The organism is Pedobacter sp. 01N310 (assembly GCF_056399805.1).
Genome location: NZ_JBFTSB010000003.1, coordinates 116,945 through 134,441 on the forward strand (window position 1 = coordinate 116,945; position 17,497 = coordinate 134,441).

Consider the following 17,497-nt stretch of genomic DNA (forward strand, 5'->3'; position numbering starts at 1 on the left):
GACCAAATTTATAGTGCGCAAAAGTCAGTCTTAAGGCAATAACCAGCTTTATACACAGTTGTAAAAGGAATAACCAGGCAGTTTACATTGATCAGTTTTTCTAATTTCAGGTTGACTATTTACCTGAATACCATCTGTTTTATCTTCCTGCTATAAAGAACTTTCTTCCACTTGTTCCTGCTTGTCCAAAAGAGCAGACTTTATCAAAGTAAAAGCATAGTCCCCGGCTTCGGCAACGAAATTCATACTTTCCTTTAAGCCTGGATATTTCAGGGAAAATGGCCACTCGTTCCGTTTTTAAAGTGAGGCCACATTTCGCTTCAAACTGGTTCATCATCACTTTTGGTGAAGAATTATGTATGATGGCGAATCTGAAAATCAGGAATTTCTGCCTACTTTCAATACCGAACATAAAAGCTCTTAAAAACAAAAATCATTTTTTTTATACTTTATATTGATATATCAATTATGTTTGCATCAACATAATTGATATGAATAACAAAAACCCAACAGCAACAGTACTTTATTTGATTGAACAAGCAATTAAGGAGTATAGAAAAATTTCACAAAGGAATATCTCAAAAATTGTAAAAGATATTACAGTAGATCAATGCCTAGTCTTAATAATCCTTAACAAGAATGACAAAATTTCTCAAAATGAATTGGCAAATCTTGTTTTTAAGGATAATGCATCCATCACGAGAATGATAGAATTAATGGTTAAAAAAGATTATCTAAATAGAACTATTCATAAAGGAGATAGAAGGAAATTTAATCTTGAAATAACCGAAAAAGGAAAAAAAACGCTAGAATTAATAAACCCAATTGCAAAACTGAATAGAGAAACGGCACTAAATGGTTTGTCGTTGGAAGAGATTAATTTACTCGAAAAAATATTAAATAAAATAATTACTAATTGTAAAATCTAAGAAATGAAAAAAGTATTTAATCTATTGTTAATCTACGTTGTAATCTGCTTCAACTCAAAAGCGAATGCCCAGGATTTTACGGAAAGTAATAAACAAATATTGGAAATAGCAGATAAAATTAATAAATATTACATTTTTGAAGATGTTGCAAATCAACTTTCTAAAAAATTAAAATCGGAAATAGATCTTAAAACTTTTGACAATCTTTCTGATGCAGAATTTGCAAAATCTCTTTCAAAATATTTAACAAGAAACGGTAATGATCTGCATTTCAATTTATTATACCGTCCGGGTAAAGAGGAAGAAAAAGCAGTCAATGAAAAGGAATTGCTAAAAAAATACGATGCTATTAACAAACAGTGGAATTATGGTTTTGATAAAGTGATGAGATTAGACGGAAATATCGGTTATATTGAATATACCGGATTTCCCGAAGGAAATAAATCTGCTCAACAAATTTTAGATGCTACAATGAATTTTGTTTCAAATACAAATGCTTTGATTATAGATTTAAGGAACAACCGGGGCGGTGATGGCAAAATGGTAAGGCTATTTTTAAGTTATTTTTTTAATGAAAGAATTAAATTGAGTGAGATTTACACCAGATATAATAATAAAACCGAAGAGAAGTACACCTATAAAAAAGTAAATGGCAAAAAGTATTTAGATAAACCTGTATACCTCATTGTAAACAATAATACCATTTCTGCCGCTGAAGCATTAGCATATAATTTACAGCAAAATAAAATTGCAAAGGTAATTGGAGACAAAACCTATGGAGCAGCAAATCCTGTAAAAGTATTTTTTATTGGCAAAAAATATCAGTTGTTCATCCCGATATCAGTTGAAAAAAATGCAGTCACAGAAACGAATTGGGAGCATACAGGTATTAATGTTGATGAAAAAGTAAATTCTGAAAAAGCATTGATAAAAGCGCAAATTATAGCACTTGAAAATCTGTTTAAATCAAACACAAAAACAGAATTAACGGAAAATGAAATTAAAGAAAAGATTTTGAAATTAGAAAAACAATTGTAGGCATTTTTTTTTATTGCTAACCAGGGTTTGGCAAAATGGGGACAGAATTACTAATCTGAAGCCCATGACCGCAAAATTCAAACAATCTTCTAATTTCCTGAAATTCTGGTAGGCACAGTAAAACATCGCCAAAAAAATCCTCGTTAAAGTGAATAACAAATATTTCAACAGCATCACTGCCGCCGCTCTTTAAGTGCTTTTTTGAAAATTGCCAAAAATGAGGTAAATCGCTTCCCAACAAAACTATATCGCCATCCTTAAAGGGCTTTACGCTATCACCAACAAACTGAGTACCATTGCCGCGCTTGAAATAAACCAACTCCAATTCACGACGGTAATGCCAATGGTTATTAATATCCGGCAGGGTATCTAATCTAGCACTAAAAGAATGGAATAGCCCATTTGACAAATTTAAAACCTTCGGCTTCACTAATTGTAATCGTTTAAATTTATAGCTGTAACAATTGGTCGTAACTGAGCGATCCAAATTGAGTTAAGCTTAAACCTTTAAAGCACATCAAATTGTTTATCGATGGGATGACGATCCGATGTCCATTAAAAAACGCCATCCCCGAAGGAATGACGCTAATCTTACTAACCAATAGTATTTTGTTTTGCCTGAATGCACAAAATTTAAACATAATAGTTAATAACCAGGGTTTTGGGTTAAATTTTTATTCAGATCCCTTTCTGACTGCGGAATTGGCCAGAGTTCGTTTTTGCCCACTATAAAACTGCGTTTTTTGAAAATATAGTATCCATTTGCGTTTACGGGATAATCTTTATAATTGGCAGGATCGTTGGTGAGTTTCATACCAGTAAACTGCTGATTGTTCTCTGAACCGATTATGCCCCATCTCAAACAGTCAAAATACCTGATCCCTTCAAATGCAAATTCTACACGGCGTTCTCTGCGGAGGATTGTTCTGAGTGCTGTTGGATCTAAGGTAGTTATTGCTGGCATTGCCACGGCTGCCCTTCCCCTTACTTTATTTATTGTTGCATCCAATAACGCCTGATCTACACCACTGCCAGACTCTAGCTTTGCCTCTAAATAGCCAAGCAATACTTCTGCATATCTGATCAAAGGAAAGTTGTTTCCCGTATTATTGGTAGTTGCCACAGCAGGATCATCTTCAAGAAATTTATAGATCGCATAACCGCTCCAAACACCAGGATACTGGTTCAGGCGATCCGGAAGCGTCGTACCTGGTTTAGCAGAGTAAACTTTTCCACGAAAACTCGTACGGTCAGAGATCATAATATTGAAATCCATCCTCGGATCACGGTTGTTATATGGATTGTTTTTATCAAACAAAGGAGATTCTGCTATCGTTTTCCCGTCCTTACACTCATATGCTTCCACAAGTTCGTTAAAGGGTGAATACTGATGCCATCCTCCCCAGGTTTCGGGCGTAAGGTATTGCAACAATGCATGATTGTAAGTATCCCTAATGTACTGCATTGACATGATGATCTCACGACTGGTTTCCCCTGCATTTAAGAAAAGTTCTCGGTATCTGGGATCGATAGTATAATAATTATAATCGACGATGGTTTTATAAGTAGTGGCTGCATCTGCCCACTTTTTCTGAGCGAGCTGTAAACGGCCCAGAATGGCCAGTGCCGATGCAGATGTCATGTGCCCCAATCGATCTGCACTTACAGATACAGGAAGTGCAGCGGCCGCAGCCTTAAGTTCACTTTCGCAAAATGCCCAAACCTCTGCTTTAGGTGTGCGGAATACAGCATTAGCTTCGTCTACCGTCAACAGTTTTTGTACAAGGGGAACATCGCCAAAATATAAAGCCAGATTGAAATAATTGTATGCCCTGATTGTTTTCACCTCTCCGATCATCACTGCTTTTTGCGCAGCATCCATGCTCACCAGGCCAATATTGGCCAAAAAATTGTTGCACCTTCCAATCTGAGCATAGGCCTGAGCATAATATGACCCCACAAATCCATAGGTTGAATTTAAGGTTCCATTGGTGAAATTATCAGGAATTGATTCCTTTTCTGATCCATTACCGGCCATCAGATCGAGGTTGACCATCGATGTTGCCGCCCAAAAATTATAACCGGTAAAACCTGCCCCACTGTCATAAACCCCGTTCAGCGCAAGTGTTGCGTCACCGGCTGTTTTCCAGAAGGTAGCATCAGAAATTGATGAAAGCGGCTGGGTATCTAAAAGGTCTTTCTTACATCCCGCAATCATAGTGAGGAAGGTGCATCCCACCACAACTGTTAATTTATATCTAAAATTTTTCATTTTGTTTTATTTAATGATCCTAACTACATCAGATTACAATTTCACATTTATACCGAAGGTATAAATGGCAGAGAGTGGGTAGAAGTTTGGGTTGTCTCCAGAACCCTGTCCATTTTCAGGGTCCCATCCTTCGTAAAAATCATTTAGCGTGAAAAGATTTTGTCCGCCTGCAAAGATCCTCACCTTCTCCAGACTTATTTTTTTAGTCAAATTAGATGGCAAGGTATACCCGATCTGGGCATTTTTCAATCTTAGGAAGGTTCCTGATCTGTTCCAGTAAGAGTTTCTTTGCAAATTGGCGCTGCCCTGGCTCAAATTGGTAATGCGTGGATAAAGTGCATTTCTATCAGGATTTTGTGTGGTCCATGCATTTTCATATTGCCATTGCTGAACATTCCCTCCGTTATATAATGCGTAGGCCTGATAAGAACCCATCTGTACCGTATACCCTCCAAGCCCGGAAAATAAAGCTGAAAAATCAAACCCTTTGTATGCGGCAGTTAAGTTTAGTCCATAAGAAGCTTTTGGATTGGTATTCCCCAAAATCTGTCTGTCATAAGTGGCATCTACCTTCCCATCCGGAACACCATTTGGTCCGCTGATGTCCTTAAATCTGATGTTACCAGGGACACCGCCATTTGGCTGTGTTGGGTAACTTGCAACATCCGCAGCATCAACAAAAAGACCATCGGCCACAAATCCATAAATCGGGTTTAATGGTTGGCCCAAAAAGAAATTAGGGATTACGTTTTGAATATTGCCCGCTATTTTGATTACCTTTTGATTATTATATGAGAAATTTGGTGATACACCGAAGTTCACCTGACCTATTTTGGTATTGTAGGTTAAACTAACCTCAATACCTCTATTTTGGATTGAACCCGCATTCTGCGTTGGTGCGCTTAAGCCAAGTGTAGAAGATACCGGAACCTGGTATAAAATATCTTTAGCTGTCCTATCATAAATATCTACTGTACCACTAAGCGCATTCTTGAACAAAGTGAAATCAAGGCCAAGATTGGCAGTGGTTGTTGTTTCCCATTTGATATCCTGATTGGCAGCTGCAGTCACCGCAGCACCAGGGGCAATTACCCCTCCGAAATTATACCTTACATTGGTGCTGATATTATATTGATATGGATAATTGGAAATATTGGCATTACCCAATGAACCATAGGAAGCCCTGATTTTCAGCTCATTGATCCAGCTAATATTATCCTTAATGAATGATTCTTCAGAAAGTCTCCAGCCTGCAGAAACCGCAGGGAAAACCCCATATCTATTTTTAGGTGCAAATCTTGAAGATCCGTCATAGCGCACATTGGCCTCAAAAAGATATTTGCCGCCGTAATCGTAGTTAAAGCGGGCGAAGAAAGACCTGAAAGCGTATTCATTCGCAGATCCGGCGTTTTGCATATTTGTCGTTGCGCCAGCGTCGAGCTGATACAACAGGTTGTTCGGAAACTTGTCGCGATAGGCACTTGTAAAATTATCACGGTGTGCCTCTTGCTGGTAACCACCTAAGATGGAGAAGTTGTTTTTGCCAAAACTTTTAACATATTTTAAAAGTAAATTGAGCGTAACTTCATTTCCATCGGTATTACCTATCCCCAAGCTATTTGGGCCCACATAAGTTGTCTTATCAATGTTTATATCTGCTACGTAGGTGGTATTTACACTCGTGTAATAGTGATAACCGGCAGTTCCACTTAAGTTCAATCCCGGGATAATGTCCCATGCGAGTGTGGTATTGCCATAGAAGTTTTTAGCACGTAAGTTATTGAAACCTTCACTGGCGAGCCATGCTTCGGGGGCGAAGAAATCCTGACGGCCGTAGGTGCCATCTGATTTCAATCCTGCAATGGTATTGGGCTCACGCACCGAAAATCCAATTATCCCACCTATTCCGGCTGAATTGGATTGCGGCTGGGTTTGCAATTGAGAAAAACCGAGTATACTGGTTTTAAGATTCAGATTATCTTTGATACGGGTATCAATATTGGCCTGGATATCGTATCTTTTGTTGTTGGTTTCTGCCGTTAACCCATTATGATCACGGTAGCTTCCGGACAGGTAATAAACGTTATTGCCTTCACCGCCAGAAACACTGGCATTATGATACTGCTGAAATCCGGAACCCGTATTCAACAGATCTTTTAAATGGGAAACGTTGGGAAAGTTATCCGGATCGGCTCCGCTTTTATACTTCGCTACCACATCGGCACTTGCTCCGGTTAGTTCCGCATAAGTCCATGAGTCGACAAATTGCGGTAAACTCGTTATTTTCTCCCAGCCGAAATAGTTGTTATAACTGATAACGGTTTTCCCCTTTTGTCCACGTTTTGTTGTGACCAATATAACGCCATTAGCTGCCCTGTTACCATAAATTGCTGCTGAGGCCGCATCTTTCAGTACGGTCATACTGGCAATATTGTCCGGCGCCACATCATCCAGTGACCCTGCAATTCCATCAATCAATATTAGAGGGCTACTGCCTGCATTGAACGTCCCTACACCTCTAATGATTACCCTTGCCCCGTCACTGCCCGGGCGGCCTCCACCCTGTTGTACCTGAACCCCAGGTGACAAACCCGATAAAGCCTGTGATGCCTGGGTAATGGGTCTATTATCAAGATCTTTCGAGGAAACAGTGCTAACCGAACCGGTCAGGTTTACTTTCTTCTGTGTGCCATAACCGACAATAACAACCTCATCAAGTTTTTTATTGTCATCTGCCAATTGAACATCGATCCGTGTCTGTTGCCCTATAACAATTTCTTTACTTGTGAAGCCTATGAAGCTAAATACCAGCGTTCCTTTCCCGTCGGGGGTGCTTAGCGAATAATTTCCCTGTGAATCCGTCTGCGTTGCTTTTCCGGATTCTTTATGCTTTACTACCACTCCTGGTATTGCTTTGCCAGTAAGATCGGTAACTTTACCCGTTACTGTAACTTCAGTTTTTGTTTGTTTAGGATTGGCAACATTTGGCGCATCGTTAGCAATATTAATATTTAAATTGTTATAAAGACTTGTGTTTGTGCTTGCTACCCCTTTGGCAAAAGGAGTGGCTGAAAGTATTGAACTGAAAGTTAACAGTGTTAACAATCTGCGCCATTTTTCTGGCGACTTTGGAATCATTTCCATATTTGGTCAGTTGGTTGTTATTATTGAAAATCAGGCAAGGATGTTTTTCAATTACCTGCTTGTTGTGGGCTAAACAAATGATATCAGCCATTATAAAAAGGCTGGTCAAATAGCTTAAGATTAAGTTCGTTTTCTTTTCATAGGCATATCATGATTTACTGGCAGTTTTCCTACAACATGAATATTTTATAGAGGAGAAGAATATCGAGATCTTTCAGGCCAGAAAAAACCTTCCTTACTTATAGTCGACACTTTTATCATGCTTCAAATATTTGGTTGTACATTCTTCAGATCGGACAAAGAATATAGTTCAAATATAAAAGGCGCAACAGTGGTGGGGTTTATTGTAATCAGACATCTTTTTATATTTTTCCGACTTTTCGCATTAAACCACGGCTGATAATTTTTCCCAAAAAACAAACAAGTTGATTTGCCCCTCTATTTTTATGGGACTAGGCTGATGATGGTATGGACAGTTATTTGGTTTTAAACGCTATAAATCAGCAGAATCCTCAAACTGCCAATAAACGAGATCAATTAACAAGCGCAGGTTAATGACTTCTAAAGGATCGCAAAACGCTGAAAGTATTTAACGTGCTTAGTTATGCAGACTCCATTAGACCGGAACACAATTACCAATATACCCTTTTGATTTACAAATACTTACAAAACAACCACATTAACAAACTGATTTATAAATAATTGAGTATTGGAAAAAAGTAATGATTGTGCCTAACAGGCTACCCCGCAAAGCAGAAATCCAAACCATTAACATGGCTTGGATTTCTATTTATTACAGTAAAGGATGTTGCTTGATATCGGATGTATTGTTTCCGAGCTAATCAGTCCTTATATAACCGCACTTTACTGAACCTTACACTGCTCTGATTTTTGACTACCATGGTAGAAACAAATCCTAATGTAATCTCCTGGGTCTGTGTCAATGAGAAAGGAACGGCAAAATCTTTTCCATTCTGCGAATTATCCAAAAATTTAAAACTTCCCATGGCCTGTGAAATGTCGGGCACATCGGGCAGTGTTTGGCCCAGGTTTACAGCGGCGTAAGTAGCCTCTAGTGGATTGGCAATTTCAGACACTGTTACCACATAGCGATATTTCCCTGGTGGGAGTGTAATAGTTTGATAGATTTTTCCATTTGTAATTTGGGGTGTACCCCAATACTCAAAAGCAATAAAACCACCCCCATTATATGAATCCCACCCACCTACGGCGCCATTGGACATGTTTCTAGCGGCGGCATTAGTAGTCCAATCTGCAACTAAGCCCCACCTTCCATCTCTTTTACTTTGAAGAAATGGTGCTCCCGGGTTTTTTAAATAAAACTCTGTTATTTTCCGGGATGCAGAAGCGCTATAAAATGTATCAATGGCCAAGGAATCTGGTAAAAAAAGAGTCCGGTACTGGATATCTGTACTAGGATTTTGATCGGTCAAGGTCGTCTGTATTGCGTCTTTGGCTATCCTTTTAATCGTTACTTTTCCGTTTATGTTGGTATAGGTAACTTCTGCACCTATCGATCCTGCATCTGAAGCGCGCCAGTTGAGATATGTTGTTCCATTGGATGGCTGATAAACAATATTTTCCAATATACGGTTCAACAACGATTTCTCAAAAACATCGCCATAAGCGGCACCTTGCTTCAAGGCTGCGACGGATTTATTTCCGCCTTTATCGTAGGTTAACACCTCAAATGAATAATTGCCTTCCGGAAGTGGCGACACCATTGCTTTTATGGTATCTATTCCTTTTCCCCTGGTGATGGAAACATCCTGATGATTTGCCTTGTTGTTCCAGTATATAGTCGCTTTTACGATATTTGGATCGGAGATAAGCAGGAACCTGACCAATGCCCTGTTGCGTCCCGGCTGGATCCTTAATGAATCGGCTTTACCTGGGTAGACAATAACTTTGCCATCGGTGAATTTTTTGTAATCATCCATTTTGCTGCAAGAAACCATTAATAAGGCAACTGCAATAACTGAATAAGCAATAATATGTTTCATACTATATAATTTAATAAAGATCATTTGTCGTTTCCATAAAAAGTCATCTCTGAAACGTGAGCTGCCTGTCCCCCTGGTCCTATCCAAGTTTCCAATACCTTAATTCGGATATATCTTACAGGGGGTGCATCCAAAGGAACATTGGTCTCTTCACCGCGTGCAGCAGCAGCTACATCCTCATTGGAGTTGGAACCGATCGGCTGAGCAGAAGGCTTAATAGAAACACATGATGCCAATTTGGTCCAATTGGTATAACTGCCATCGCTGGCCGGATTGGTCGAACCCCAAATTTCATATCTTTTGGGATTTCCATGGTTATAAATCCATATACCCTGTCTTTGCCAAAGCGTAAAACGGCTTATCTTCGCGGTCACACCAAGATCGAAAGTAACCTGGCATGGCATACCGACATCTGTGGTATGCCACATATTTCCCTCTGCCGATATTACATTGTTCCATAGGTTACTGATAGGCAGGCTCCAGCCAACCGGAGCGTCTGTAGGCAGGGTAAGCACCTTAAATTTGCTTTTGTCGAGCTGTTTTTCAAAAATCGGCGTTAGGGTTGCTTTTGCCGTATCGGTGCGGTTGTCCCATCTGTCTCTGATATAAACCCCGAAAACTGTTTCTTTAGAGGGAAAGCCCCTCGAGGAGAAAAGACCGTTTTTAGATTTGGTATAGATGGTTTCTCTTGTTGCAAAATTGCCTAAAGAATCTTTATAAGTTACCACTACTGCAATATTGGCCTCCGTGGGATTGGCAAAGCTTATATTGATGCCACCAAAATCGGTAACCAAAGCCAGGCTTCTGCGAACGGCGAAGATGGGCGGCTCAAGCGCTTTTACTTTAATGGTTACCGGTGCCGACCTGTTTTCGGATTTGTCTACGGCATAAAGGTTAAGACTGTAAGATGCAGTATCGGCGAAACCATCAACAGTTAAGGCATTGATGTAAGAAGATGCTTTAACGCTGATTACCTTACCGTATTTATTTGTATATTCTGCCACCACATACATCAGGTCTGCATCTGAGGGCAGATTATAGGAAACCTTAACTGCGCCTGCCATGCGTTCCGAAACGGGATTTGAAATCGGAGGCGGTGCTACTGTATCTTTTTCCAAAGGTGCCAGTATATCTTCTTTGCAGCCAAGTATCATCACACAAAAAAGTGTGGCCAATACATACCATTTATTATTTTTCATCACATTCAATTATTAAATTATCCTATAATTAATTACCAACCAGGGTTTTGAACCAGATTGGGGTTGACAATCGTATTGTATTCTTTTATTGGCCACAAATAATCACGGGGCGCTACAAACTTCTGGTTGAAGAGCAGTTTTGGCCTATAATACCCAGTAGCATCGGTCTGCTCAATGTCCCATCCATAAACTGGAGTATTGAGCGTTGCTGAAGCTTCTTTCCACCGTCTTAGATCCCAGAACCTACTCCCTTCGAATGCCATTTCAATTCCACGTTCCTGATGGATTATCTGTCTTAGCCCTGCCTGATCTTTATATTTGCCAGGGTTATTGGAATAAGTATCCCAGGATAGCTGAACGGTTTGCAGACCTGCTCTTTCCCTAACCAGATTGAGGTATTGATAAACCGGTTCCGAAGGGCCGTTTGCCTCGTTCAATGCTTCGGCATACAACAGATACAGATCGGCTAAACGCATCAAAGGCCAAGGATATTCTTCCTGGGTATAACTCAGACCATCCTGTATCACAAACTTCCAGTTGACGAGCTTTTTGGTAAAGTATCCTGTAATTGAATAGCCAAATGCTGCACGCCTTGATTGCCCCTGCCCTGATTTAGCCTGTACCGGCCAGGTTTTATTCTGCATATACCATAAAGAGCCGTCGAAGGCCAAATCTGCGTAAAACCGGGGTTCTCTGTCGAAATGTAGTGCAGAGGTGGTGTAGCCATCCTGCAGATAATCCCCATTTAAAGAAGAGGCAGTTTTTAGACTGTATCTGTCAGAAAAGTTCCAATTTTTATCCTCCGCAATAGGCACTCCGTTTTTGGTATAAAACAGTTCGGCCATGCGTATTGTCGGCGCCAGTTGTCCCAATAAACTCTCATTGCCCGATCTAGCAGCATCGAGCCTTGGTATCGACTGAAGCTGTATCCCCGATCCTGTTCCATTTGTAAAACCCCAGATCAATTCCTGGTTCCAAGGCTCACAGACACTGTTTCTAATATCCATCTCCTTCTTGAGCTTATCGGATATGCTGGTTAATGCAGAATTGAATTTATACAAACGGATCCCTGCAAGCTCACAAAGATCAATGGCCTGTTTACAGGCATCCGCAGCTTTTTTCCATTTCGCGACACTATAAGTTGAGTTTACCAGCGCTGTCCCATCAGCGTTCTTTAATCCGTTATAATCCGAATTTCCATTAAACTGCGGACTTGCGGCCAATGTTAATACCCTTGCTTTTATGGATATGGCAATCGGGCGGGTAATGTGACCTAGTTCAGAAGAGCGGTTTTGAATGGTAATGGGCAACTTGGCAGCAGCGGTATCCATTAATCCTGCGATATAGTCAAATACCTTATCAACCGGCTCACGTTTTATCCTTACCTCCTCGGTTGTTGCGGTAATGGGCAGGTTTTTATCGATGATTGGAATCGGCCCATACATCCTGAGCAAATAAAAATGATAGTAAGCTTTCAAAAACTGCACCTCGCCTGTCCATATATTTTTTTGTGATGGATCCAGGTCTGGCACTTTGTCTACATTATCAAGGAAAATATTGCAGTCACGCAATGCTTTGTAGATGGCTTTACCATCCTGCTCACCGTCCCAGTAATTGAGCAAAGGCGATGTAAGGGACTGATTGCCCCTGGCGATCTGCTGAGGGTAAGACGGGAGCCGGCTTAGCGAAGTAATAGGCCAATAAGTCCAGAACTCATCACTGGCCAGCATTGCCGGATTCTGACTGACATTGCTTTCCTGGGGCAGGTAAGAGTAACAGGTAAACAGGTATTTTTCAGCTTCATTCCGATTGGTGAATGCGTTTTCTATTGTTGCGATATTATCCGGAACGATATCCAGATAATCTTTTTTGCAGGAGATTATCAAGGTTAAGATAACTGCTGCCAAAAATATGCTTGTCTTTTTCATAATTAAAATCCTATTTGTATACCCACATTATAAACTCTCTGTACCGGGTAACCTAAGCCGTTGCCACCCATTTCAATGTCCCATAACTTAAAACCACTAAGAATCAATAAGTTAGTTCCGCTCACATAAAAGCGTGCATTGCTTAGCTTAACCCTGTTGATTATTTTTTTTGGGATTGAATAACCTACTTCAGCGGATTTCAACCGTAAAAATGAACCGTTGCGCATAAACCAGGTATTTGTCTGTACGTTGTTATTGTTCTGACTGTCGCTCAACCGGGGCCAAAGCGCATAGAGGTTCTGGTTGTCTTCAGACCAATGATCGTCTGCATAGGCTTTGATCAATGCATTTTGTGTCCCCCCCAATGATTCACCGGGATAGTTGTAAGGAACAAATGGTGCTGTGGCCCTGGTGTCGATCCAGAATGAGGAACGGGCAGACCCCTGGAAAAACACCGACAGATCAAAGTTTTTATATCCTGAAGAGAAGCCAAAACCGTAAATGATCTCCGGAACGGTAGGCAGGCCGATAGGTACCCGGTCGAGGTTGGTAATCTGACCATCTCCGTTTACATCCCGGTATTTGATATCGCCCGCTGCATATTCGCCGAAGGTCTGTTTTGGAGAATTGGCCACATCATATTGATCGATAAATAACCGTTCTGCAATTAAGCCATAATTCTGATTAAGCGACTGCCCGATCCTGGAAAGATAACTTTCTTTGTACTGAGGTTCCTCAAACTGTAAAAATTCACTGTGTGCATAGGTGAAGTTCCCATGCAGACGCAGCCATAAAGATGTATTGAAATTTTTGTTATAATCGGCTGAGATATCTATTCCATTCGCTTTAGCCTTTCCTGTATTAGCTTTGATGGCTGCCGCAAGCCCCATTGTACTTGGGATAGCGGCACGTTCCATTAGAATATTATCCCTGGTTTCAGAGAAAAGATCAACCTGCAAATTGAAATCGTTAAACAGGGTCAGCTCTGTACCAAAATTGAATTTCTTTGCCCTTTCCCATGTAATAAAAGCATTATCGTAACGATTGACAGTTATTCCCGGCCTATAATAGGCAAATTGTTCACCAAACCTGGCACCCTTGCCTCCATCGGACAAGTTAACTTCTGAAAGATAAAAGAAACGGTCTTCCGGTGATCCGATAGCATCATTCCCAACAATTCCATAGGTTGCTTTTAACCTTAGTTTACTGACGATAGTGCTGATCGGTTTCCAGAATTTCTCATTGGATACCTGCCATCCAAGCCCTATCGCGGGAAAAAAACCATACCTTTCAGTTTTGAAAAAACGCTCAGATCCATTATAGCCAAAGCTGAGTTCGGCGAGGTAACGGTTGTTATAGCCATAAGTAAAACGTCCAGACACCCCCTGATTACGGTATGGCAAAGATTTTTGCAGAGTACCGCTGTTTGCAAAGAGCTGTTGCCTTCTTTGATATACCAGTAGGGCCGTTATATCATTTACTTTCGAAATCTGCTTCACATAATTTACCGCAGCCTCCATGTAGGTTGTCGTATTGATATCCTTTGCACCTTCGTTGTAATTCAGGTATTCGGTCGCCGAACCCTCATTCAGCAGGGTTAAACCATAAGTATCCTGCAGGCTATTGTAGCCACTGGCCGAATAATAAAAAGGGTTGTAATTCCGGCTGACATCGAAATAAGAATACCGGGAGGTATTGAACATGCCCCTCGCCGAAAGGCCCTGCGTGATGAATGACAGATCCTGTTTCACCTCAAACTGTGCGTTCATCAGCGATCTTGAGTAATCGCGGTAACCTTTCACCAGATCTGCATAAGGATTGATCAGCAGTCCGTTACTTGAATTTCCGAATAAAATGTGGTTTGTTTTTGGCATTTGGCCTGCCGGATAATATGCAGGGAACAAAACGGGATTGCTCCTCATAATTTTGGTATACAACCCGCTTCCACCGTCTATCGGCCCTGTATAGTCATCAAAACTTCCGGCTAAACGCACAATGACTTCTGTGGTTTTCGTCATATTGATATTGATGTTCGAGCGTAACTGATAGGATTTAAGGCTGATATTGCTGTTAAAGTTATTACGTTCATCAACTTTAAGAAGACCGTTGTCATTGTTGTAGGTACCTGCTATGTAATAACGGGCTACCTTACCGCCACCATTGGTACTAAAATTCATACGCTGATTGTTCGTACGGTTTTTAAGTAACATTGTCCGCCAGTCATTTGAAGGGTAAATATTAGGATTGGCACCCAATGCGGTCTGATCGATCTTGTTTTGGGCATATGGAAGTATGCCTAAGGGATTGCGGGTAACAACAGCCTCATTTGCAAGTTTCATATAGGTTATGGGATCTGCAAACTCCAGGTTTCTTGTATTTTCAGATGTAGAATTTTCAAACCTGACCTGGATTTTTGCTTTCCCTTCCTCACCTGTTTTTGTCACAATCAGGATGACACCATTTGCGCCCCTAGCGCCATAAAGGGAAGTAGCTGTAGCGTCTTTCATGATGGAAAAACTGGCAATGTCATCTGGCTGCATTCTGGCCAGATCGGTTGAGGTAACCTCAATTCCGTCTATTAGTATAAGCGGGTCTTTTTTATACCCAAAAGTTGTTACCCCGCGGATAAAGAAGGATGCATTGTCCTGTCCAGGCTCTCCACTGCGCTGATAGGCAATAACTCCCGCCAGTTTACCTGCCAATGCAGTCGTCAGGTTACTGGATGGAACTTTGAGGTCTTTTGGGTTGATGGTGGTAATCGCACTGATCATGCTGGACTTCTTTTGCGTACCAAAAGCGACTACGGCTACCTCATCAAGATCATTCAGGGACTCCATCACTACATTTATTGTACTTTCGCCCTTAATTTCCACTTCTTTGGTCTTATATCCGACCATACTGAAAACCAGGGTACCATTTGCGGGAACCTTTAGGCTAAATTTCCCATCGTTATCTGCCTGTACCCCTATTTTGGCAAATTTCAGCGTAACGGTTGCACCTGGAAGCGGTCCCTGAGCATCTTTTATGGTTCCTTTGACTACAATCTCATCCCGTAAAAAATAAATATCGGAAAAGGGAGTGTGACCGGTAGTTTTGGAGCGGGCGGTCTCTGGACTGGATAAGCCCAAAATCAAAAAAGGTATGCAGAACAGATTGACTCTGGTTCTCTTCTTCGATCCCAGAAAAGGCGTTGTTCGTCGCTTCATAGCAACATACTTCATTAAAGCATTCACGTTCATTTAGTTTATATTTGGTTAATCGGTTGGTTTTTTAATAAGTGGAATACGCCAAATAGCCTGTTCAATGCCCAACTACCAGCAGTATTCTTTAAATTGGGAATGATCGGTAAAATTCCTTTCCCAAGGGCCCGACAGCTGATTGCAAGATGAAACGGCGCGCCTATTCTTTCCTTGATCACTTTAAATTCCCCATCTAATACTCCTGTGGTTGCATTTACCTGCTTACCAGTGCTGAAAGCGCTATAAACCATAATTTTGTCTTAAGCAGAACCTTTAATTCGTTATAGTCGCTTTTCATTTGAAGTGCCTAAAAAAGAGTCAAAGCAGTTCCTTATACCCCGACATACAGGGTTCAAACAGAAAAACGAAATGGTTGTAATGGCCTACCTTAAGTTGCAGACGGGGCTGGTAATAGTTTTCTCATAATTGTCGCGTTAGTTGGTACTTTTATATCCATCTGGCTGACCATGACCTTCATCAGATCACTCAAAAATCCGCAGTGGGTATTAAAAAATTAATTGTGTAATGGCAAAACCTGTTGCCTTTAATATTTGGTTATACATCCATAACAGCCGGTTAATGATGTGATCAAATATAAAATCTAATCAGGCGATATGATTTATTGTAAACAGACTTCTTTTTATACTTTTCCGATTTTTGATGTGCTGTTCAATGAAAATTAAATGATGTTCAGCATGAAATTGATGTGCATTAATCCCATGGGATCAATCAATAAAATTCAATGTCTTATTCTGCGTTTTGTAAGCGCCTGGTGTTAGTCCGGTAAGCTTCTTAAAAACCCTGGAGAAATAATGGACATTTTCAAATCCAGTTAATTCGGCAATTTCATCTTGTTGTTTTTTACTGGTAATAATGAGGTACTGGGCCCGTTCTATTCTTTTTTGCAAGATATAGTTCACGGGGCTTTGACCTGTGTAGCGGTGAAAGAGCCTTGAAAAATAATCTGTATTTAAATTTGCCCGGTCCGCAAGATGACTTACTTTAAGCGGTGTCCGCAGATTGATCTGTATATAACCAATGGCATCCATCACTGCAGAGGGCTTGGCAATAATCTTGTCTTTATGAAATATTTCCGGTTTTAAGAATCTGGATATCAACTGAAAAATAATCCCCTGTGTTTCATATTGCACAGCAATACTCTGAAGGTTATTCAGCTCGGTGTATTCCTTGTAATAAATATCTTTTTCATACACCATTGGATCGTTGGACCTGTTGATCCCTCTGCCCGGATTAATAGCGATGAGTCGCTTAAAATTGGCGATATCGTTAGTGTTTGCCTCAATCTGCAGACTTTCCATGCAATTGGAAAACAGCGATATCCCGTCTGCCGAATCTTCAAAGAACTGAACAAAATACTGGCTTAAAAAGTGTTCGCAATAGAGGTTACAGAGCGTAAAACTGGGAATGAGGTAGAGATTACCGGGAATTAGGCTAAGTGAACCGTTCGGACCGGATATTACACCTTCGCCTTCATCGATATAATACAGTCTATAATACGGGCTGATTACATTTCTGAAGTTCCACTTATTTCCGAGTTTTACGTAGTCGACGTTCAGCAGCCGAAAAGAATGCCTGATGAGCCGTTTATTCATTGTCATATTGCCTTCTTTAATTATTGATAATTTGATAATCGGTTTTTAATAATTTCTGCCATCCACTCATTATCGCGGATTTGCTGTCAGAAAGTATAATCATACCAACCT

General features: G+C 40.5%; 10 protein-coding genes. 2 read left to right on the plus strand and 8 right to left on the minus strand.

What is annotated here, in order from left to right:
- Nucleotides 1–491: 491 nt before the first annotated feature.
- Nucleotides 492–929 (plus strand): MarR family winged helix-turn-helix transcriptional regulator, encoded by a 438-nt coding sequence (locus tag AC1DNH_RS08710; RefSeq protein ID WP_477584047.1) that lies wholly within the window; start codon nucleotides 492–494, stop codon nucleotides 927–929.
- 3 nt (nucleotides 930–932) lie between these two features.
- Nucleotides 933–1,967, plus strand: coding sequence for a S41 family peptidase (locus AC1DNH_RS08715; RefSeq protein WP_477625313.1), 1,035 nt, complete (start codon nucleotides 933–935; stop codon nucleotides 1,965–1,967).
- Nucleotides 1,968–1,983: 16 nt separating this feature from the next.
- Here AC1DNH_RS08715 and AC1DNH_RS08720 read toward each other — a convergent pair whose 3' ends face one another.
- The 8 genes from AC1DNH_RS08720 to AC1DNH_RS08755 form a co-directional block, all read right to left on the minus strand.
- Nucleotides 1,984–2,397: an AraC family ligand binding domain-containing protein gene (locus tag AC1DNH_RS08720; protein ID WP_167346252.1), complete on the minus strand. Its 414-nt coding sequence runs from the start codon at nucleotides 2,395–2,397 to the stop codon at nucleotides 1,984–1,986.
- Nucleotides 2,398–2,613: 216 nt separating this feature from the next.
- Nucleotides 2,614–4,239, minus strand: a complete 1,626-nt coding sequence (locus AC1DNH_RS08725; RefSeq protein ID WP_057935256.1) for a RagB/SusD family nutrient uptake outer membrane protein — start codon at nucleotides 4,237–4,239, stop codon at nucleotides 2,614–2,616.
- Between the two features lie 33 nt (nucleotides 4,240–4,272).
- On the minus strand, nucleotides 4,273–7,383 hold the full coding sequence (locus tag AC1DNH_RS08730; protein ID WP_477625314.1) for a SusC/RagA family TonB-linked outer membrane protein: 3,111 nt from the start codon (nucleotides 7,381–7,383) through the stop codon (nucleotides 4,273–4,275).
- 842 nt (nucleotides 7,384–8,225) lie between these two features.
- Nucleotides 8,226–9,407, minus strand: a complete 1,182-nt coding sequence (locus AC1DNH_RS08735) for a DUF4998 domain-containing protein (protein WP_167346251.1) — start codon at nucleotides 9,405–9,407, stop codon at nucleotides 8,226–8,228.
- 20 nt (nucleotides 9,408–9,427) lie between these two features.
- On the minus strand, nucleotides 9,428–10,606 hold the full coding sequence (locus tag AC1DNH_RS08740) for a DUF5000 domain-containing lipoprotein (protein WP_477609834.1): 1,179 nt from the start codon (nucleotides 10,604–10,606) through the stop codon (nucleotides 9,428–9,430).
- Between the two features lie 32 nt (nucleotides 10,607–10,638).
- Nucleotides 10,639–12,534, minus strand: coding sequence for a RagB/SusD family nutrient uptake outer membrane protein (locus AC1DNH_RS08745; RefSeq protein ID WP_057935173.1), 1,896 nt, complete (start codon nucleotides 12,532–12,534; stop codon nucleotides 10,639–10,641).
- A 2-nt stretch (nucleotides 12,535–12,536) separates the two neighbouring features.
- Nucleotides 12,537–15,740 carry a SusC/RagA family TonB-linked outer membrane protein gene (locus tag AC1DNH_RS08750; RefSeq protein WP_477625315.1) on the minus strand — a complete coding sequence of 1,068 codons (3,204 nt, stop codon included), beginning with the start codon at nucleotides 15,738–15,740 and terminating at the stop codon, nucleotides 12,537–12,539.
- 758 nt (nucleotides 15,741–16,498) lie between these two features.
- Nucleotides 16,499–17,386 (minus strand): helix-turn-helix domain-containing protein, encoded by an 888-nt coding sequence (locus AC1DNH_RS08755; protein WP_057935175.1) that lies wholly within the window; start codon nucleotides 17,384–17,386, stop codon nucleotides 16,499–16,501.
- Nucleotides 17,387–17,497 lie beyond the last annotated feature (111 nt).